A 22,939-nucleotide genomic window follows, 5' to 3' on the forward strand; every position below is an offset into this window, starting at 1 on the left:
TATTTTTTGTTTGGTGTTTTTATTATTTAAACATAAGGTATAGCAAATAAAATAAAAGATACACAAACATTTAATAAAATAATTAAAAATAAAGAAAACTTCTTCTTTGCTAAATAATAAGAAATTAATATACCTAACGGAACATAAATCTTTAATAAAACACCTTTGTATCCTCTAAAAAAATTGTTTTCTGTTTTTGTATAAGAAAAATAATTTATTGAATTTTTATTAAATTCTATTTCAGGTAGAAAAATTTGAACTAATAATTGTAATACCAAAGAAAATATAATTCCTGATATAATAGGTCTTAATATAATTAACATATTTTTAACAAAAGAATTACTTTTAAATTTTTTTATATATCTCATTGCTAATAACATAATAATAATAGCAGGCAAACAAAAGAAAAAATATGTTACAAACATTGCTACATAACCTCACCATAAAACAGAACCATCATCATTGTATGCTACCAAAAATCCTGTAAAAAAACCGAATTTTGTTGATACTACCCCTGGAGTAGAATTAGATATAGCAAAAACAGTATTGATTTTATCTTCTGATATTTGTGAACCAAAAGCCGAACTTAAAAAAGTTCACAACCATCTAAAAATAGGCATAAAAACTTGGCCACCACCAAAAACAGAAAGTGAAATTAAAATCAATAAAGGAATACTAATTAAAAAACCAATAAAAATCATTACTCCTCTCCTTTTTGAAGGATTATTTTTTTGTTTTTCTTTTTTAAATAAAAATATAAAAATGTATAAATAATCATTACAAACAAAATAGCTACAACCTGTATGTTATAAGGGGAGGGAATAAAAAAACAATAAATAAAAGAAAAAAGAAAAATAACCAATCATAAAGGTGTATAAACGCTTTGTTGTGACTGTTTTAAATATCTCATACCAAACTCTATTAAAAAAGAAATAATTGAAATTAAGACACCAATAGAAAGAATCTTTATGTATTCTTTAGGTAAATAATTAGATAATATTAAAAAAGCAAAAGCTATTAAAACATGAGGTAATATAGCAAATAAAGTAATTAAAATACCTTTAAATTTCCCTAATAAATGTATACAAATATAAGAAATAGTTTGAATAACTGACGCCCCAGGTAACATATTGGTAACAATTACAATATCATCAAATTCAGAATTAGTAATTCATTTTCTTTTATCAACCGCTTCTTTTTTTATGATAGGCATTAAAGCGTTGCCACCACCAAAACCGATAAAAGTAACCTTTAATATAAATATAATTAAATGAATAATACTAACTTTTTTTTGCTGCATAATAGTTATTATAATACAAATTAAAATCATACATTTTATAAACTTATAAAATAAAATAAATTTATTATAATTAAAATTATAATAAATAAAGAAAGTTATATATGAAAAAAAGAGTAGTAATAGGATTAAGTGGTGGTGTAGATTCCTCAGTTAGTGCATATTTATTACAACAACAAGGATATGAGGTTGTTGGTTTGTTTATGCGTAATTGAGATAGCATGGTAAATAATGATATATTAGGAAACAAAGATTTAAATGAAAACATTTGTCCGCAAGAGCAAGATTATAACGATGCAAAAAAGGTAGCAGATAAATTAGGAATAAAAATTTTTAGAGTTGATTTTGTTAAAGAATATTGAGATAATGTTTTTGAAAATTTTATAGAAGAATATAAGAAAGGTCGTACACCTAATCCTGATATATTGTGTAATAAATATATTAAATTCGATAAATTTGCTGAATACGCATTTAATAAATTAAAAGCAGATTATATAGCGATGGGACATTATGCAAAAGTAGAAAAAGGAAAATTATATCGCGCAAAAGATCAAGAAAAAGATCAAACTTATTTCCTAGCCCAGTTAACTACCCAACAATTGGAAAAAGTAATTATGCCATTACAAAATCTAACAAAAAAACAAATAAGAGAAATAGCAAATGAATTAAATTTAGTTACTGCACAAAAAAAAGACTCTACAGGTATTTGTTTTATAGGAGAAAGAAATTTTACTCAATTTTTACAAAATTATATACCTGCTCAAGAAGGAAATATAGTTGATATCACTTCAAACAAAATATTAGGTAGACATATCGGTTGTTTTTATTATACAATAGGACAACGTAAAGGATTGAATTTAGGTGGAATGACAGAACCACATTATGTTTGTGGTAGAGATGTATACAAAAATATTTTGTATGTTGCACCAAGTTCCAAACCAGAATATTTAGAATCGAACAGTTTAATAGCAACTGATTATACGTTTAATCATTTTGAATATGATAAAAATAATTTAACTGCTAAATTCAGATATAGACAACAAGATATTCCGATAAAAATGGAAATATTAAATGATAAAGAAATCAAAATAAGTTATGAAAAATCATTTGCAATAACCCCTGGTCAACAAGTAGTAATTTATGAAGGACAAAAATGTATTGGTGGCGGAATTATAGATAAAGTTTTTATGAATAACGAATGAATCAAATATTTATAGAGAGGAAAAAATGACTTCAAAAGAAATAAGAAAAAAATGATTAGACTTTTTTGAATCTAAAAACCATTATGTTGTTCCTTCAAAAAGTTTAATCCCACAAAACGATCCTTCTTTATTATGGATAAATAGTGGTGTAGCCACACTAAAAGATTATTTTTCAGGCAAAAAAATACCGCCTTGTCCTAGGTTAGTTAACTCACAAAAATCAATTAGAACAAATGATATAGAAAATGTCGGTGTAACAGCAAGACACCACACTTTTTTTGAAATGTTAGGTAATTTCTCTATAGGTGATTATTTTAAAAAAGAAGCTATTGAATATGCAAAAGAGTTTTTATTAGATGTTTTAAAATTAGAAAAAGATAAACTTTATTTTACTTATTATAAAGAAGATTTAGAAACAAGAAATTTGTGAATAAAAAACGGTTTTAAAGAATCCCATTTAATTCCAGGAGATAAAAAAACTAATTTCTGAGAAGTAGGATCAGGACCGTGCGGACCAAACACAGAAATTTTTTATGATAGAGGTCTTAAATATGATTCTAGAGGAATAGAGTTGCTGGAAAATGATATAGAAAATGACCGTTATATAGAAATTTGAAACATAGTTTTTTCTACTTTTAATTCTGATGGACAAGGAAATTACACAGAATTAAAACAAAAAAATATTGATACTGGTGCTGGTTTTGAAAGGTTAGTTTCTATTTTACAAAACGTTCCAACGAATTTTGACACAGATTTATTTTTACCAATAATTAATGAAATAGAAAAATACACAAATTACAGATATAAAACATCTAATTACTTTAGTAAAGATAAAACTCAAACCCAAATCAATACTTATTTTAAAGTTATTGCTGACCATATGAGAACAGTGGTGAACGCAATCGCAGATGGAGCTAAACCTTCAAATGTAGGTCGAGGTTATATCTTAAGACGTTTAATAAGACGTAGTGTTTATTTCGGAATAATGCTAAATATTTCAGGTAATTTTTTATATAAATTAACACAAATAATTAAAGACACATTACCTTTCGGATATGATGTAGAAAAAGTAAGAGAAATAATATTAAACGAAGAAGAAATTTTCTCCAAAACAATAGAAAACGGAAGAAATTTATTATTTCAACACATATCAAAAGATCAAAAAGTATTTCCAGGTAATATAGCATTCAAATTATTTGAAACATATGGTTTCCCAATAGAATTAACAGATGAGATTCTTAGACAAGAAGGTATCAAAATAGATTACTCATCATATGAACAAGCTAAAGAACAACACTCTCTAGCAAGTAAAAACCAAAAAGTTTCTGGAATGGATAAAGTAATAAATTCATTGACTTTAATAAAAAATAAAGTTGATGAATTTATTGGTTATTCTGATACATATTCAAAATCCAAAATTTTATATTTATTAAATACAGAAAGAGAAATTCAAGATTCTAAAGAAACAAGTTATGTGATTTTAGATAAAACCCCTTTTTATGCTACTAGTGGTGGTCAAAAACATGATAGAGGTTATATAAAACAAAATAATCAAAAAATAATTATTTTAGATGTGTTTAAAGATAAATTCGGAAACCACATTCACAAAATAGAGGGTAACATTAATAAAAACGAACAAGTTGAATGTTTTGTAGATAAACAGATAAGATTAGGTCTTGAACGTAATCACTCAGGTACTCATTTATTATTTTGTGCTCTAAGAAATATTTTAGGGCCTCAAATAAAACAACTTGGTTCTGATAATAATGAAGAACGTTTAACTTTTGATTTACCAGCAGATACCAAACCAACGGAACAAGAAATACAAAATATAGAGAACTTAGTTAGAAGTTATATTAAACAAGATGTAAAACGTAATTATTTAACTATGACAACAGAACAAGCTAAAAAAATGGGTGCTATAATGACACTTGAAGAAGCAGAATATATGGACCCTAAATCAGTAAGAATTGTCCAATTTGAAGGAATTACAGCAGATTTATGTGGCGGAACACACTTGAGCAATACCAAGAAACTAGAAAATTTTAAAATCACTAATGTTGAAAAGAAAGCGGCAGGAATATTTAGAATTAGAGCTATTTCTTCTGATGAGTTAGTTAATGAATACTTAGAAGAAGAAAAAAATAAATTGATATTAGAACTCGATAAAGTAATTGAAAAAAATCAAAAACTAGATATTAACTATAATTTCGATTATTCATTAGATAATGATTTAGAACTAGCAATAGAACAATTAAAAGAACATATTTCAATAGCAAGAAATCACTTTGTAGAAATTAATAAAAAAATAAATAATGAATTTGTTTTCGATTATCAAAATATAAATTTTATAAAATTAAATAACTATAATTTATATATAAATCAAAACATTAACAAAAACCAAATTAAAAACATTGCTAGTTCTTTACGGGAAAAATTTCCTTCAAGCATTATTGTTTTATCTACAGATGAAGTCAATCCGATATTAGTTGTTGCTTCAAAAAGTTTTGATTCAAATAAATTAGGTCAATTAATTTTTAAACACAATAACCTTGGCAAAGGTGGAGGAAACTCTATTCTTTGTATGGGTAAACTAAACAAGCAAATTGATATTCTCACTTTATTGAAAGAAATAAAATGAGAAAATTAGCTTTTGATTTAGGTACTAAATCATGTGGGTTTGCAATAACAGATGAAAACGAAATTATTTCTTCAGGTTTGGATAATTTCACAATGTCTGAAAATGATTTTGAAGCAGTTTTTAATAAAGTTCATAAATTTATGAACGAATACAAAATAGATGGTTTTGTAATTGGATATCCAACAAAAATTAGTGGTCAAAAAAGTGAAAGAACAATTATGGTTGAAGAATTTTCTCAAAAACTTTATCAAAGATTTAAAATACCATTTTTATTTGTTAATGAACAATATTCAACTAAAAAAAGCCAAGAAAATTTAATTAATATAGGTTTATCTTCAAAGAAAAGAAAAGCAATCAAAGATAAAATGGCAGCACAATTAATTTTGCAAGATTATTTAGACTACCACAAAAATAAATGGAGTAAAAATGAGTAACACTAGAACAATATTGATTATTTCTGCTATTGTTGTTTTTGTTTTAGGTATAGGTTTATACATAAGTCTACAAATTTGAGCAAAAAAATACCGTCAAAAATTTGTATTAAAATCACAACAAGAAGCATTGATGAAAATACAATCAATGAGGAATGATGTTGGAATTTTACCTTTTCATTTAAAAGAAGAATTTAAGTCAAAATCAGATGATATAGATATTGAAGGTCTAATAAACACATTTTATATAAACAAATATAATTCTTTGTTAATACTTAGTTCAAATGACTTATTTAACTTTGTTGCACTGTGTGAAAAAGTAAAAAAAACTTCATATTACTTACCTAACGAATTTGATTTTAAAACATTTAACAAAGTTAGAATGAAATTACCAAACGAGTTCCAACAAGAAATTACACCTTATGAAAATCAAGTAATAGATTTTGTTGCAGTATTTAAATCAAACCTAGAAATTCAAGAAATATATAACAATTATTTTTCTAATTTAAATGAAAATGGAATGATAGCTATATGTTTAAAATATTACAAAAACAAAGATATTTTAAATCTAATAAATATTTTAAAAAATCAAAACATAAATCATGAAATTTCTTATTTTAGTAATAAATTTTTAATAATAGTAAAGAAAAGTATAATATAAAAAAGGAGCAAAATGGATAACCAAAATTTAAATTATTTATCACAACAAAAATACGATGAGTATAAAAAAGAATATGAACACTTAATTAATGTTGAGCGTAAACTAGTTCAAGAAGCTTTAAAAGAAGCGCGTGCACAAGGGGACTTATCAGAAAATGCTGAATATGATGCAGCTAGAGAGCGTCAAGGAATTGTAGAAGGAAGAATCCAAGAACTTGAGTTTATTTTAGATAACGTTCAAATCATTGAATCTAAAGCTCATACCAATGAAACTAAAATAGGAATAAATTCTACTGTAACATTTTTAATTTTAGATAAAAATATAGAAAAAACTATAACTATTACCGGAACACACGATGCTAATCCATTTGAAGGAAAAGTCTCACTTGTTTCTCCTTTAGCAAATGCTTTAATAGGGAATGAAGTTGGTGCAGAAGTCGAAGTTGATGGACCTAATAAATTTATGATTAAGGTTTTAAAAATAGAACATCTTTAGGGAATGAAGTCGTATTTTTCTACGACTTTTTTATTTTAAAATGAAAAAACATCCTTTTATTAAAAAAATATTGTTTACTCAAGAATTTATTGAACAAAAAATTCTTGAGGGTTCTGATTGGGTAAATCAAACTTATAAAAATTCAAATGATTTAATTTTAGTTGGGTTATTAAAAGGTTCTATTCCTTTTTTAGCTCAATTAATTAAAAATATAAAAATAGAGCACGTTTTAGATTTTATGACAGCAAGTAGTTATAGCGGAAAAAAAGAGTCAACAGGAAGTGTTAAAATAATTATGGATTTAGCACAAGACATTAAAAATAAAGATGTATTAATAGTAGAAGACATTATTGATAGTGGTATAACTTTAGAAAAAATAACTAATATATTAAAGAGTAGAAATCCTAAATCATTAAGGATTATTACATTGATGGATAAACCACATCACAGAAAAAATGATTTGATAGCTGATTATTCTTGTTTTTTAGTACCAGATGAATTTTTAGTAGGTTTTGGTCTAGACTACAAAGAAAAAATGAGAAATCTTCCATACATAGGTGTTTTAGACACGAAAATTTTTGATTCAAAAGATAAGTAATTACATTAAATAATAATTCAAACAATTAATAAGATTAAGTATATATGATTTATTAATGTTAAAGTTATATAATAGATTTAGAAAGGAAAATATGAAAAACAAATTTAAAATACTTTCGATTTTATCTGTAGGAACAATTCTTCCTTTATCTATCATTTCATGCAAACAAAACAAAACTATTGAAAACGGTACTCCCGAAGAAAAACCAACAGAACCTAGTAAACCAGAAACAAAAGTAAAAGAATTAAAAATTACTGAATTAAAGGTTAAAAGTGAAAATAACAAAAACGTTTTAGAAATTTTAATATCAAATAAAGAGATAAATAATAAAAAAATAAAAGACATATTATCTTCAATTAAATTAAAAATTCAACATAATGAAAGTTTTTTATCACCTTCTTCTTTTAATGAAAATACTATGGTATTAATTTTTGATGTATCAAACATTTCTAAGAATAAAGAAAATAAAATTGAATATTTAGAAATAGATGAAAAAAAAATAAACACAGAATTATCATTTAGTGTTAAAGAGGATAAAGATTTGAAAACACCCCCATCAAATGAACCGAACGATCCAATCCAACCACAACCAGGGCCACAACCACCAGAATTCCCTGGTTTACCTCCTGGTTTTACATTCCCTTCTTTTGATAGAACAAATTTACACACATATCCTAATTTTGTAAATGAATTCACAAAAGTTGATAAAGAAGTTATTTATAATGAAATATTTGACAGAACTTTTGCTATTAAATTTGGAGTAGGTAAAAAAACAGGTGATGAAAATTATTTCTTATCAACCGATAGTGGAACTGCTTGATTATTAGATTATTATAAAAAAGATGAAAATAATTATAAATTATTCTTTGCTACAAATTTACATGTAGCTTCTATGTTGTCAAACACACTAGAAGATAATATAGCTCAATCTTTAAATTATAATGATCCTAGAGACCTTAAAGCAAAATCAATTTCTTTAGGAAAAGCAAAAGGTACTTATGAACAAATTAAAACATCGAGAAATAATACTGAAGTACCAAATAACTTTAAAGGAACAGAACAATATTATGCAAAATGATGAAGTTCAGATGAAAAATTTAAAGATGCTAATTTAAGCGGAACTTCAGCATCTATAACAACTAAAACGGGGGGGATTTCTGCTCCGAAATTAATTTTTGCTGGTTATGATTTCATTAAAAAAGAATTTATAAATCCTTTACAAGAAGATTTAAAAAGAAAAGCTAGAGAATACTTAAACAATCAACAAAATAACGGTTCTGTGGTAGCAGACGATGATGAAGATTCAGAAGATAAGGTAATTAAAAGAGCAATAGATTCGAATGAATTTATTCCTATTTATACAGACTTTGCAGTTTTTGAAATAGAAATAAATATGACAAACATGGATAATTCACTAAAAGAATTGTTTAAAAAATCAATTACTGCTCTAGATAATTATTTAAAAAGATTAAAAGATACTAATAAATTACCTAACCAAGATAAAAATATTTCTTCATTTATGCAAACAACAGATTACTTTAGTGCTGCTAAAGAAAAAAATAATCCAACAAGAAATAATTTATGAAATGCTCAGAATTTATATATTGGAGGTTATCCTAGTTCAAATAATGGTTCTGTGTGGTCTGTAAACAACCCAACTGAAAGATATGATGAAAATATACAATGATATCCTAGAGAACCAAAAAATGCTAAAGCATTTTCATTTGCTACAAGTCAAGGAGAAGAAAGAATTACTAATTCCAACGTTTCTCCATATGGTAAAGCGCAAGGCAAATTATTAGGTGATTATTATGGTTATAATTACTCATTACTATTTTCATCACTTTATTATGGTGCTTCTGGTTCATTAGTTTATAATGAGTTCGGACAAATGGTAGGAATTTATAATACAGTTTCAGCAAATGTTGAAAATGGTGATTTAAGTAAAAATGCAGGTTTTGCTCCTTTTCTTTTATCAGAAGATGTTCAAGGAAATATTCCTATAAAAGCATATAATTTAATAGACGGAACAGATAAAAACAGGTTCCCTGCTCAAACTGCTTCATACAGAGAGAATTTAGCAAAAATTTATCCAAACGGATTTAATGATAATAACTTTAAAACAGCTTTATTCCCTGAAGGTTTCAAGAAGTAGATTATAAAGAAAGAACGTTAACTTTATTCTTTATATCAAATAAACTAAATATTAATTCAAAAAAATTAACACAATGTGTTAATTTTTTGATTTTCTTTTTTGCTTTATAGTTCAAGATAATTTAAAAACAAAACCTATTAAGATAAATGATAAATAAACCACTATAACGAAAGTATGTTCTTGTTTTCAATCATTATTTAAAATAAAAGGGAAAAGATAAATGTTTAGTAATGTTAGAATTCAAACTATATTTATAGAATAAATAATTTTCTCTCATAGAGGGATTTTGTCAATAATTTTTTTTCTTGATAGTATTAAAGCAACAACAGTTGTAAAAGTATCTTCTAATAGCAAAGCAACAGCATTTACACCTATAACAGCAGTAAAATAAGGGTTGTTTTCTGAAGAATCTTTACTTAATAAAGTTGGTAGTAATCATAAAACTAGCATAGATAAAAATGTTAGTATAGCAGTAAATAAAATTGCATTTTTATATTCGCCATGCTGATTATGGTCAGCATATTTAGGGTTGATGTGATTATCTAGTGCTAGTGGTATTAATTTACGTGCTGTGGATACACTTTGTGTTATTTTATAACCAATATCATTAAAAATAAACCCTATTATAAACACAACTATACCAGCAGAACCTAAAGCTAAATGGTAAATTTTAGAAAAATGTTCAATTGTATCATTTTCATTAAGTTTTAAACCCAAAAATAACGTATATGAAACAAAATAAATAGATGAAACTATTCCTAATGAAATAAATAAAACTTTTCTAAAATTTTTAAAATGTGCATCTTTTGCCATAGAAGCCATATCTTCAATACCGGCAAAAGCAAATATAAAAATTAAAACATTTACAAAAATTAAACTAACAGAAACTTGTTTTTTTATTTGTTTTGAAACCAAATCTAAGTATCCTGCTCCAGAATTTTTTATTATAAATCCTATTAAAATAAACAATCCTAATGCAATAAAACCTCATTTAACAACAGAAGTCATAAAAACAACTTTAGTATTTAGTTTTAAACCTTTAGTTGAAATTAATATTAAGCTACCGAAAAAAACAATGGATATTATTCTGATTGATCAAATAATAATTTCAAAATTATGTGTTGTTTTAGGTATGGCCAATTCAAATGCGCTAGCTAAAAATAAAGGTGATATAGATGATAAAACAGGAGATTGTAAAAACTGATTTCAACCAACATAAAAACAAAAATTATGAATCAGCTTTCTTTTTATTCTTTCTCATTTACTAAAGTTTGGAAGCTCTTCTTCAAACAAAGTTTTATCTAAGTGTCTTACATAAGAATAAGAACCACCATAGTGATCCTTAAATGCATTACCCATTCTAGAGAATACTAAAGCAGTTCCGCAAACCGTTAACAAAGAAAGACCTATTACAAGATAACCTCATAAACCTAAATTAAATATTTCAGTGATTGTTGTTAAAAAACCAAGTCCAACAATAAAGTTAATAGTTAAGAAAGTAAATGATTTTTCTGTAAAATGCTTATTTTTCATTTAATTTAAATGTTAATTTATTTTGAGGTTCTTTTTTATTAAAAATAACATCATATATTTCATCATATGTATGTACAGGTATGTAAGTTAAATTAGATTTAATTTCTTGTGGTACATCCCTTAAATTTACTATATTTCCATACGGAATAAAAACGAATTTTAATTTCTTCTGAGATGCAGCAAATGATTTTTCTTTTAAACCACCTATATCTAGAACCTTACCCCGTAAAGTTATTTCACCTGTCATTCCATAATGAGATGGAACTATTCTTTTTGATAAAGAAGAAATCAGTGCTGTTGTAAAAGTTACACCTGCGCTTGGTCCATCTTTTGGGACTGCTCCTTCAGGAACATGGATATGAATTGTTGTGTTATCAAAGTCAAAACCTTTAATTCCATATCTTTCAGCATTTGCTCTTACATAAGATAAAGAAATACTTGCAGATTCTTTCATAACTTCTTTTAATGAACCAGTGAGTTTTATTTCACCTTTACCTGGATATGTATTAACCTCGATTTGTAAAGATGACCCACCAACAGCTGTATAAGCTAAACCATTTACAACACCAGGTGTTTGGTAATCTTCGCTATCGCTTTCTTTGAATTTTTCTGGTCCTAATAATTCTTCTAAATCACTAATTTTTAAATTGAATACTTCTTTTTTATTTTTGTTTTCTAATTTTTTAAATATAAACTTTCTAGCTAATTTATCTAATATTCTTTTTAATCCACGAACACCTGCTTCACGTGTGTAATTCTGAATAATGTATTTCATTGTTTCATTATTAATACTTAAGAAATTACTTTTTGCACCAACTTGTTCTATAACTTTTGGCATTAGGTGTTCTTGAGCTATGTTTATTTTTTCTGATAATGTATAAGCAGACAATTCTATTATTTCAACACGATCAATTAGTGCTGGAGGAATATTTTCGTAATAGTTTGCTGTTGCTATAAATATGGCTTTAGATAAATCATATTCATGTTCTAAGTAATGATCCTGGAATTTTGAATTTTGCTCTGGGTCTAACACTTCAAGCATAGCTGAAGCAGGATCGCCTTTATTTGACGAAGCCATTTTATCAATTTCGTCCAATAAAATTACAGGGTTAGATACACCACTTTGAGAAATACCTTTTATTAATTTACCAGGCATAGCACCAACATATGTTCTTCTGTGTCCCCTTATTTCACTTTCGTCTGTTACACCACCAAGAGAAATTTTTACAAATTTTCTTTGTAAGGATTCTGCTATTGCTTTTGATAATGAGGTTTTACCTGTACCAGGAGGACCAACAAGACATAAAATAGGAACATTGTTGAATGTTTTTTCTTTTGTTTTATTTTCTTCTTTAAATAGATTTAAATCTATTTCAAGTTCATTATTATATTTTAATTTGTTTGATTCTTTTTTTGCATTTTCCTTTGTATTAATAATTACAGCTATGTACTCCAAGATACGTTGTTTTACTTCTTCTAATCCATAATGATATTTGCTTAAGACTTTTTTAGAGTGCTCCAAATCTAAAAGTTCTTTTTGGGTCAATCTTCAAGGTAATTTCTTTAAGTGACTTACATAAGTTTTAGAAATATTAGCTTCAGGAGAAGCTGCCATCATTTCATTTGCTCTTTTTGTTTCTTCAGCAATTATTTTTTTTACTGATTCAGGATATCTTTTGCTTTTTATGGAATCACTAATTTCTTTTTGGTATTCTTCTTCTTTATTTAAAGGAACATTCATTCCTTCAAGTTCTTCTTGTAATCATTTAATTTTTTCTCTAATAACAAATTCTCTGTGTTGGTCATTAAGTTTCGTTGACATTTTTTTTGCCATTTGGCTTTCCATTTCAAAATTGCTATTAACAATATTGAGTACAGAATCAGTTATTGCTAAAAGTTGTTTATCACCAAATGCTAAAAAACCAGTAACTTTTTCAGTAAATTCAGGTTTCATAAAAGATAAATATGTAGCAACATATCTTCATCTATCTTTATACTCTGTAGGATTTTGTATTTTATATTTATCATTAAGAAGTTCTTCTATGTATAAATGATTTCTACCATATTTCTTTTTAAATAAATTTTCTACAAATAAAATTTTTCCAATATCTGGTATTTCAATAACACCTTCTTTTATATTTTTCTTTAAAGATTCAGCGAAAAAATTATAAATATGATCAACGGTTTGAGGTGTAGGATAAATATTGCTTGCTTCACTTATTATATTTATAGAACTTTCGTCAGTGTTTCTTATTATAGTTGTGTTATCATATTCAGCAATCGGTACTATATGACCATAACATGAAGTTACAGAACCAACAGGAATTTTGCTGTTTTTTATTTCATTTCTTGTAAGCGAATAAAATTTATCTTGATCAACTTTGCCATCAAACAATAATTCAGCATAACCATAGTCAATTAAATTAAAAAATCCAGTATTAATGTAAGTTAATACTACACTACTATTGTTGTTAGGTATTTTCTGAATATCAATAATTTTAGCAGTAATTGCTTTAGGATATAGAGCTTTTTGTTCATCGGAATAAGCAATCACAACATTTAATTTTTCTTCATTTTTTAAGTCAACATCAGCTTCTAGCAATTCATTTTTCTTTATTTTTATTTGGTGAATTGCTCCAGGAAATGAAATATTAGTCATTCCAGAAATAAGCAAACGCGATACTTTATATTCTTTTGACATTTGTCTCCTTTATTTTATTACAAAGTTAATGAGTTTGTTTGGTACAAAAATCTCTTTAACTATTTTTTTATTTTCTATTCAACTATTGATTTGTTTTTTAGATAAATTTAATACTTCTTCTTTAGACAAGTCTTTTGAAACAGTTATTTCACCTCTTAATTTTCCATTAACAGTTATTCCATAACTTATTTCATCATCTATTAGAGCAGATTTATCTATAGTAAAATCAGTTAAATTTTTTAATTTAAATAATTTTTCTGAATATTCCCATGCAGTATGAGGCGCAAAAGGTTCTAATATATTTAATAAGATATAAAACATTTCTTGTAATAACAATTTATTTGTTATTGTTTCATATTCATTATATGTTTCCATAACTCAAGCAATGATTGTGTTATATGAATATTCTAATTCCTTGTTAGAAAAAATTTCTATATATTTTTTTAAACCTAAATAAAGTTTTTTTCTCGCTTTTTTTTCTTGTGAAGATAATTTTAGTTCTTTTATCTTAAGGGAATCAAAATTTTCGATTTTAGAAACTTCTTGTATTCTTGTTATAAATTTATTTAAAAATTTATAACATCCATTTATTCCTGAATCACTTCATTCTAATTCTTTTGAAGGAGGTGCTGCAAAGAAAACAAATAACCTTGTTGCATCTGTCCCATATTTGTCAATCATATCTTTTGGTTCTACAACATTACCTTTTGATTTAGACATTTTAGAACCATCTTTTAAAACCATCCCTTGTGTTAGCAAATTTTTAAAAGGTTCACGATAATTTATTAATTTTAAATCAGACAGGGCTTTTGTAAAAAATCTTGCATATAATAAGTGTAATATAGCGTGTTCAATACCACCAATATATTCATCAACTTGATTTCAGTAGTTGATATTTTCCTTTTGAAATAATATATCTTCTCTTAATTGAGTCGGAGTGGTGTATCTCATAAAATATCAACTAGACTCAAAAAATGTATCTAATGTATCGGTTTCTCTTTTTGCTCAACCATTGCATCTATAACATTTAACATCTAGTCAAGTCTTACTTGTTAAAATTGGATTTCCATTACCGTTAAATTCAACATCATTAGGTAATAAAACAGGTAAATTTTCTTTTTTTTCAGGTAGTGTTCCACAACTATCACAATTAATTAAAGGAATTGGGGTTCCTCAATATCTTTGACGAGAGATTCCTCAATCACATAAATTGTAATATGTATCTCTAGTTAATAATTCTTCTTTTAATAATGGTGAGTTTTCATTATGAGAAAAAACTATATTATTAAATTTCATAAAAGTTTTTTGCGTTTCATCTAAAAAGCTAACAAAACTTATGTTTTTATTAATATTAAAACTTGTAAAATCTGTGACATATATAGGTGTATCTTTACCATTGACAGGATTTATAACACTAAACGGAGTTTTTAAACACAATTTCTTACTAAAATCTTTATTAGAGATAGCAGAATTTATTTTTTCTAAATATTCTTCTTGTTCTCTCGTAATATTAAATTCTTCTTTTCATATTTTTATTAATTCATGCTTTGAACTAATAGATATAAAATTTGCATTCAATATTTTGTCATAACTTTCTTCAAATATTGTTATTTTATAATTGTTTTCTAAAACATATAAATCAATTTTATATTCAGTTTTTTTACCTATTCAGTTTTTTTGCATTGTTAGCACTTGTTGAGGTCAATGATTTTCTAAAGATTTAAGTTCTGACAATAATTCATCAGCATACTCTGTTATTTTTAGATAATATGTCTCCATTTCTTTTTGAACTACAACATTATCACACCTTCAACATTTGTTATCAATTACTTGTTCATTTGCTAACACTGTATTATCATTTTCACATCAATTTAATGAACTTTGTTTTTTGTAAATTAAATTTTTCTTTCATAGTTCAAGGAAAATAAATTGTTCTCATTTTGTATAAGAAGGGTCTGCGGTTACACATTTTTGATCCCAAGCAAAAGAAATACCTAATTTTTGTATTTCTTTATCCATTATTTCTATATTTTTATAAGTCCATTCTTTTGGATGAACTTTATTTTTTATAGCTGCATTTTCTGCTGGTAAACCAAAAGCATCTCAACCAAATGGGTGGAATACATTATAGTTATTTCTTCTGTAAAAACGAGCAATTGCATCACCCAAAACATAGTTTCGAACATGTCCCATATGTATTTTTCCACTAGGATATGGAAACATACTAACAATATATTTTTTAGGTAAATTAAAGTCATTTTTAGGTTCAAATAATTTATTTTCAATTCAATAATTTTGTCATTTCTTTTCTATTTCTTTATATTTTGACATAATCCTCCTATTTAGTTCCGAAAATTCTATCACCAGCATCACCTAAACCTGGTTCTATATAACCGTTTGAATTTAATTTTTCATCTAAAGATGCTAAATAAATATTAAAGTCCTTACCAAAATTTTTTATTACATTCTCAACACCTTCTTTAACTCCTAATAAACAAACTAATTGTATATTAGTAAAACCTTCTTTTTTTATTTGTTTTATTGCATCTACCGCAGAATTTCCTGTTGCTAACATGGGATCTACAACAAAAATTAAACTATCTTTAGGTACATTAGGCATTTTAAAGTAATATGGATGAGGAGATAAAGTGGTTTCATCTCTATACATACCTATATGTCCGACTCTAGCATTAGGTATGAGATTAAGTAAACCCTCAACCATCCCTAATCCTGCCCTAAGGATAGGGACTAAAATTATTTCTTTTAGAAAAGTTTCACCAATAAATTTTTGATTCAATGGAGTTATAACAATTTTTGTTTTTGTTTCATATTCTCTCATTATTTCAAAAACCATTAATGATGCGATTTCGTTTAAAATATTTCGAAACTCTTTGTGTTTTGTTTCTTTATCACGCAATTTTGTCATTTTAATTCTTATAAGGGGATGATTTAATATTTTTAGCATTTTTTCCTTTTTTATTTAATATATTCTTTAAATTATAAACTTTTTATTTTAATTAAAAATAATAAAGTTTTAAGCAAGTTATATATAAATTATTTTAAATATAAAACAAAAATAAAACATTTATGATAATATTTTTATTAAAAAACAAAAAAATTGAAAAATGTATAATTTCATTATCAATGAAAGGTAAAAAATGGATAAAAAGAAAAAAAGAAAATTAATTGTTATAGGTGGTGTTGTTTCATTAGTTTCTTTATCATCAATAATTATTGGTGCAACATTGGGACTAAAGAAAAATTATGAAACAAGCAATGAACCAGGAAAAACAGATGATGAAAAAAGACCTACTGAACCCATTGTGGATAACAAGAATCGAGAGTTTATTGAAAAAATCAATAATTTATTTATAGAGAGTTATCAAGACATTTCTGGATTCAAGAACAAAATCATTGAAAATTTAAAATCTCAAGATACATATGATGAACTTACCACTAATTTGTATTATGAACAACTAAAAGTGTTTTTGAGAAATTATACAAATCTTAGAGAAGAATTAAATATAAAACAAGAGTTTTTTGTAAGAGATGAAGTATTAAGAGATTCATTCAAAAAATTTTTAAATTATCAATCAGATCATAAAGATTTTTCATTCTCTGTATTTGGGTATAAAAGTTATTTAGATGAATTAAATTCTTTTATCAATAGAAATGCTGAAATAGTTAATATTAAAGAAATTAATAATAAAATTGCTCAAATAAAATTTGATGCAAAATCACATGAAACGAATTTCTTAAGTTATAAAAAAGACTATGAAGACTTTATAACAAAATTCAATGAATTAGGCTTAGATATAGATTATTCTGAAGTAGTTGTTTTTTCTAATGCACCAAGGAATTTTAATGATTATTTAGAAAAAGCAATAGAATATAAAGATTTAACAAATCAATTGAATTCTATTAAACAAGAATATCCAAATGACATAACAATACAAGAAGAAATAGATAAATATAATGTATTAATAGAAGATAAAAGTAATTTTATAAGCAATTTAGAATCACTAAATAATAAGATTTGAAAAATTCTAGATGTTGTTACTAAAAAATTAAGAAGAGGAAGTTCAGATAATGAAGAACTAAACCAATACAAAACCAAAAATAAAACCTTCTTAAACTCTTTAAATTTACTAACACAAAGAACAAAAAATAAATTTATAGATGAAATTAACGCTTCTATAACCAAAGCAAATATTGATTTATTAAAAAATAGAGCTGTTTCTTTAAATTCAAACAAAGAAGAAATAAATGAAATAATAAAAAATTACCAAAATCTAAAAACAAACAACGATCCTTTATATTTAAATAGTAGTAACAAAGACAAATTAGAAGAACTCGTAAATAATAATAACTTTAGTGCAGAAGACGAAGAGTTAAAAGATGTAGAAAACATACAAAAAAATGATGTATATTTAAATAACTTAGTTTCATATAAAAATGAATTAAACACCGAATTTAGAAGATTAAATGGTTTAGTTTTATTAAATGAAATTAAAAATAACTTTAATTCTTTATTAAATTTAAGGGACTTCACTACTGAAATTATTCAAAAATTAAATACTTGACTAGAAAATCAAAATTTAGTAAATGTTATTCAAGAAAAAATAATTTCACTACACTCTTTACAAGAATTATTTACAATTTTTGAATCAAATAAAATTGATAGAAATCTTTTGAATTCTTCTAATTTAACACAAGAAGAAATAAATGAATTGAATAATTTACAAAATCAAACCCTAACTAACATTAATAATAATGGACAAATAATTGATTTTGATATAAACAACATTAGCCAATATAAAACAGAAACAAAACAAAAATTACAAAACTATTCAAATAAACTAAACGAATTAAAACAAAAATATAATATTCAAAATGTTTCTTTTGAAACCCTTGCTCAAAGTAAACTTAGAGTTGAACTAGATCCAAGGTTAGATAAATATGATTTAAAAAGGTACTTATCATCACTTTCATTTAACAAAGAAAACGCAAAATTATACTTACTTGAACAAAATGATTCTGAAATAGATTATAAGTTAGAAAGTGTTTCAATTAATAACGAAAACAAAAATATAGTTAATTTTAATTATAAAGCAACTAACAAAAATAATGCTAATGAAACAGCGATGGTAAGAGGTTCTTTGAACATTAAAGAAGTAAACTCATCAATTGATATTAATGAAAAAATTAACAACATAAGTATTACGAATCTAGAAGAATTATATGATATTGATTACATTGGTTTAAGTAATTTAAAAAAATCTGAATTAAATTTAAGTAATTTAAGTAATTATATTAAAGAAAATAAAACTTATACTAATGAGTATTTTAAATATAGAATAAAAAACGATTCTACATCATTTTCAAACCGAGAAAACAAAATACAATTAGATATAGAATTCTTATTAAACGAATCTATCATTAAAACTCTTAAAATAAATTCAAATGATGTTGCAGATTTTCTTCCTGAACAAACATTAGAAACAAATATTAAGTTAAAAGAAACTTTTAAAGAAAATAGTGATTATTTTAAAGCTCCAAATTATTTTAATTTATTTACTGAAATGCAAAATAAACCATACACAGAAACAGCAAAAGAATTCCAATTATTTAGATATTGATTCTGATTCAAAAAAATTAAACCTTTCTATGAAACAATTAAAAACGAATTCAATAATAAAGAATTTATTATTGAATCTGCTACAAGAAAACCAAACGATGAACAAGGTTTTCCAAAACTAGACAAAAAATATAATTCTGTCCAAAACAATCAACTTTCTTCAGAAGAAGTAAAACAAATTCTTATTAAATGATTTACTCAAACAGATAATGATGTTCTAGATTTTGTAGTTCCAGAAAACTCAACAATAGTTTTAAAAGAAAATTCTGGTTCATTATTTGATGTTGTATCTAATGAATTAGGAGTTTCTGCTATTTTTACCTTTGTTATTTCTAAAAATGGTATATCAAAAGAAATTCCACTTAAAATAACTAATGGAACTTATTACAAAGAAGTATCTGATCCAGTTGATGAAAAATATAAAAATAAAATTATTGACATTTTCAGCGATAAATCAGGTGAAAAATTATATGATTTAATTAATATAAAAAATTCTAATAATACTCATGGACATCATTCGGTAATTGAAAAAGATCCAGCAGCTTTTATAAATGAATTTTATACATGACCAAAAATAGGGAAATATCAGATTTTTGCCAAAGAAACAATTTCTAAAGATAATTTAAAAGGTGAAGCAAAAATATTTTTCTGGTATAAAGATGAAAATAATCAAGAAATGCCATTAACACCTAATCCAAGCGAAAGAGATGTTAATTTTAAAGATAGAATGAGTATAGTTATAAAAAATTGAAAACCAGTTCAATATAGAGATATCAAACCAAAAAATAATTCTCATTTTACAGATCAAGACTTTATCCCTATTCCTTTAGGCCAAGAAGCAAATAACCTACCTCAAAGCGATATTGATGCAATAAACAAAATTAATGGAAGAAATTTTGATTATAGAAAAGCACAAGCTGAAGCAGGAAGTAAATCTGTTCATTATAGAGTTTTAGATCCAAAAGATGTAATTGAACAAAATGCCTCTTTAATGCTAAATTATGTTTTAACTCTAAAAAATACAGTTACTAATGTTGATGAAAAACCAAATGATCAGAATGGTTCATTTACAAACAAAGATTCAAATAAAGACGAAACTCCAAAAACAAGTAATTCTAATTCTATAACCCTTCAAGAATCTAATATTTTTAAAGATTCTGATGTATCCAATGATGTTGATACAAATAGTTTATATCAAAAATATTTTATTTATTTTTATGATGTAACAAGTGAAAATAAGGGAGAAATGAGTTTTAAATTAGGATTCATAAACAAACAGAATACTAATATTAGATATAAAACAAACCACAAAATAACATTAATTAATCTAGTTAATGATTATAAAGAAAAACTATATCCAGAAGTTATATTGAACAAAATTAAAAAATCTGATTTTACAATTCAAAATCTAAATACAATAAGTGCTAACCAATTGACTGAAAATAATTTTAGTAATTATATTACTATAAAAAGCACTGCATTAACATACAATAACTTTAGTATAAATTCAGATAATATTAAATTAGACGAAATTAAACCACACCAAAACAATAAAGCATATATAAAATTAAAATATGTGAAAAATGGTGCTACTATAAAAAGTAATACTTGATACTTATTAGAAGGATTTAATAATATTTCAAATAATGTTGCTGAATTAAATATTTCTAAAACAATACCTCTTACAACAGTTTTTGAAGAGAATAACAATGTTCTTAGAAGCAGAGAATTAGAATTCTATTATAAAGATGCATTATGAAACTATGATAAAGAAAATAATAGGGCAAACTGAACTTTAAAATCTAAGTATCTCGAAAAGACTTTTGAATCAAATAATTCCAATAACAGAAAAATTCACTTACATTTATTTGGTAATACATTAGTTCAAAATGCTAAGAGATTAAGCAGAATAAACGGAAGAGGTCAAAACGAAGGATATGATTTTACTTTTGATTATGATTTACTAAAAACTCAAAAATCTATCTCTATATCAGGACAAACATCTAATGTTTATTTCGAAAATAATGGCGATAGATTAGCTCCTACAATTAATTTTAGCTTAACTGCTAATTTAAAGGATAATAATGATATAGAATTTATTTTTACAATAACAAGTAATCAATACAAATTATTAGTTGATAATGTTCAAAAGAACTTATTAACTGGTGCTAATTTCTATAACAGCCCAAGATTCGATGAGTTTTTACCTGAAAAAGCATTTTTATTAGCAAATAATGGTGCTGCAGTTCATATAGAATATAAAAATACTGTCGAAGAAGAAAATTTCCAAATAACAACAAATAAATTTGATTACAATAAAATTGACTATAACCAAGAAGGACAACCTATTCTTTTTTATAGTGATCCTGAAATATACAATTTAGATAAATACAATCCCAATCAAAATGTTCACTATAAATTACATGATGGATATATACAAGATTTTGAGTTTATTCATAAAACTTGAGAAAAAAATACATTAGATATAGTAGATAACTCTAGAAGTAGAACTTTTGGTTATAGTTTTGGTTCTGCAACAATGTTATCTAAAGTTAATAATGATCCTAAAGATGGGAAATTTTATATTATCACTAACAATCACGTTGAAGCAGGACATAATTTTGATATAGATTCAATTACAGGAGATAATATACCTGATAGAGAAAATAGTGGTAGATATCTAGCTATAGCTGCTCCTGATTATGCAAATAACATAGATAATGGGTTTAGTTATTGAGGAGGTTTATATAATGTAAATAATGCAAAAAGTCAAGTAATTTGAACAGGTTTAAAACAACAAAATATGAATGGTGATGAATCTAATAAATTTGTTGATATGACAGTTTTTGTTATAGATATCAAACCTCTTATTAAGCAAGCAAGAAGAACAGGAAGATTCTTGCAAGCTGCTTGACTAGAAAATTGATTTAAATTACCTCCTTTAAAATTAGAAACTAACGGAACTGATCATTTAGAATTTTTTGGACCAGTAAGAAGACAATATGCATTTAATGGTTTCCCATTAGCAAAACAAAATGGTTATATAGTTAACAGATCAAGTTCTAATGATTTTTCAGTTGGTTTTTCAAGACAAAATGGTTATATACAAACCTTCTTCAATGCTGGTAATTCAGGTACCGGAGTAATAGGGATGGACAATCAATTTATTTCTACTATTAACTCTGGTGCACCACTAACTTTCTTACAAAGTTGGGCATACAGCACTAATGATTTTAATTACTTCGGAATAAATTGAAATAAAGAAAATCCATTAGAATTAAACAACAAAAGATCACTTGCTTCATATATAATGAAGGCTAATGCAAAAAATCCTTACTTATATTCTTTACCATGATACTTTAAGGAATTTGACGAATAAAACCCACTTAAGCAATAGATTTCTTTTATCCTTATATTTATTATTTTAATTATTTTATACATAGTAAATTAGATATATAAAATGATGAATTCTTCTATTTTATAGGGTTATTCGTCATTTTATTTTATTCAACTCAGAAATACAAGTATTATATTAAAAGTTAATTATCATATGAAACAAGTTAACATTTATCACTAAATTATAATAA

Annotated in this window: 14 protein-coding genes; 8 read left to right on the forward strand and 6 right to left on the reverse strand. The window is 25.2% G+C overall.

The genetic code is table 4. The features are described 5' to 3' along the window. Positions 1 to 26: 26 nt before the first annotated feature. Both T405_RS00080 and T405_RS00085 read right to left on the reverse strand, forming a co-directional pair. Positions 27 to 701: a chromate transporter gene (locus tag T405_RS00080; protein ID WP_309299777.1), complete on the reverse strand. Its 675-nt coding sequence runs from the start codon at positions 699 to 701 to the stop codon at positions 27 to 29. Next, positions 701 to 1,300 carry a chromate transporter gene (locus tag T405_RS00085; protein WP_036429878.1) on the reverse strand — a complete coding sequence of 200 codons (600 nt, stop codon included), beginning with the start codon at positions 1,298 to 1,300 and terminating at the stop codon, positions 701 to 703. The genes T405_RS00080 and T405_RS00085 overlap by 1 nt, the downstream gene beginning before the upstream one ends. A gap of 95 nt (positions 1,301 to 1,395) precedes the next feature. On the opposite strand from T405_RS00085, the gene mnmA reads away from it, so the two are divergent. The 7 genes from mnmA (at position 1,396) to T405_RS00120 (ending at position 9,480) form a co-directional block, all read left to right on the forward strand. Further along, entirely contained in the window at positions 1,396 to 2,514 is a 1,119-nt protein-coding gene (gene mnmA, locus T405_RS00090) for a tRNA 2-thiouridine(34) synthase MnmA (RefSeq protein ID WP_331708016.1), read from the forward strand. A gap of 10 nt (positions 2,515 to 2,524) precedes the next feature. Next, positions 2,525 to 5,149, forward strand: coding sequence for an alanine--tRNA ligase (gene alaS / locus T405_RS00095; protein ID WP_036429821.1), 2,625 nt, complete (start codon positions 2,525 to 2,527; stop codon positions 5,147 to 5,149). After that, positions 5,137 to 5,574, forward strand: coding sequence for a Holliday junction resolvase RuvX (gene ruvX / locus T405_RS00100; RefSeq protein WP_036429823.1), 438 nt, complete (start codon positions 5,137 to 5,139; stop codon positions 5,572 to 5,574). Before alaS ends, ruvX begins: the two co-directional genes overlap by 13 nt. Beyond that, entirely contained in the window at positions 5,567 to 6,232 is a 666-nt protein-coding gene (locus T405_RS00105; RefSeq protein ID WP_036429825.1) for a BC85_0335 family putative methyltransferase, read from the forward strand. The genes ruvX and T405_RS00105 overlap by 8 nt, the downstream gene beginning before the upstream one ends. Positions 6,233 to 6,244: 12 nt before the next feature. After that, on the forward strand, positions 6,245 to 6,727 hold the full coding sequence (gene greA / locus T405_RS00110) for a transcription elongation factor GreA (RefSeq protein ID WP_036429826.1): 483 nt from the start codon (positions 6,245 to 6,247) through the stop codon (positions 6,725 to 6,727). A 40-nt stretch (positions 6,728 to 6,767) separates the two neighbouring features. Then, positions 6,768 to 7,325: a hypoxanthine phosphoribosyltransferase gene (gene hpt / locus T405_RS00115; protein ID WP_036429828.1), complete on the forward strand. Its 558-nt coding sequence runs from the start codon at positions 6,768 to 6,770 to the stop codon at positions 7,323 to 7,325. Between the two features lie 91 nt (positions 7,326 to 7,416). Next, a complete protein-coding gene (locus T405_RS00120) occupies positions 7,417 to 9,480 on the forward strand; it encodes an MIP family Ig-specific serine endopeptidase (protein WP_036429830.1) in 2,064 nt (687 codons plus the stop codon). Between the two features lie 78 nt (positions 9,481 to 9,558). Here the strand turns inward: T405_RS00120 and T405_RS00125 are convergent, their stop codons facing one another. From T405_RS00125 to upp, 4 genes are read right to left on the reverse strand one after another with little or no spacing between them, the layout of a single operon-like run. Then, on the reverse strand, positions 9,559 to 11,013 hold the full coding sequence (locus tag T405_RS00125) for an amino acid permease (RefSeq protein WP_036429831.1): 1,455 nt from the start codon (positions 11,011 to 11,013) through the stop codon (positions 9,559 to 9,561). Further along, positions 11,003 to 13,714: an endopeptidase La gene (lon, locus tag T405_RS00130; RefSeq protein WP_036429834.1), complete on the reverse strand. Its 2,712-nt coding sequence runs from the start codon at positions 13,712 to 13,714 to the stop codon at positions 11,003 to 11,005. Before lon ends, T405_RS00125 begins: the two co-directional genes overlap by 11 nt. Positions 13,715 to 13,723: 9 nt before the next feature. Next, positions 13,724 to 16,045, reverse strand: coding sequence for a class I tRNA ligase family protein (locus tag T405_RS00135; protein WP_036429837.1), 2,322 nt, complete (start codon positions 16,043 to 16,045; stop codon positions 13,724 to 13,726). A gap of 7 nt (positions 16,046 to 16,052) precedes the next feature. Next, entirely contained in the window at positions 16,053 to 16,679 is a 627-nt protein-coding gene (gene upp, locus T405_RS00140) for a uracil phosphoribosyltransferase (protein ID WP_036429839.1), read from the reverse strand. A 193-nt stretch (positions 16,680 to 16,872) separates the two neighbouring features. Here upp and T405_RS00145 point away from each other — a divergent pair, with 193 nt between their 5' ends. Beyond that, positions 16,873 to 22,731 carry an MGA_1079 family surface serine endopeptidase gene (locus T405_RS00145; protein ID WP_036429842.1) on the forward strand — a complete coding sequence of 1,953 codons (5,859 nt, stop codon included), beginning with the start codon at positions 16,873 to 16,875 and terminating at the stop codon, positions 22,729 to 22,731. The last annotated feature ends 208 nt before the right edge of the window (positions 22,732 to 22,939 follow it).

This window comes from Mycoplasmopsis felis ATCC 23391 (genome assembly GCF_000701865.1).
GTDB lineage: Bacteria > Bacillota_I > Bacilli_A > Mycoplasmatales > Metamycoplasmataceae > Mycoplasmopsis > Mycoplasmopsis felis.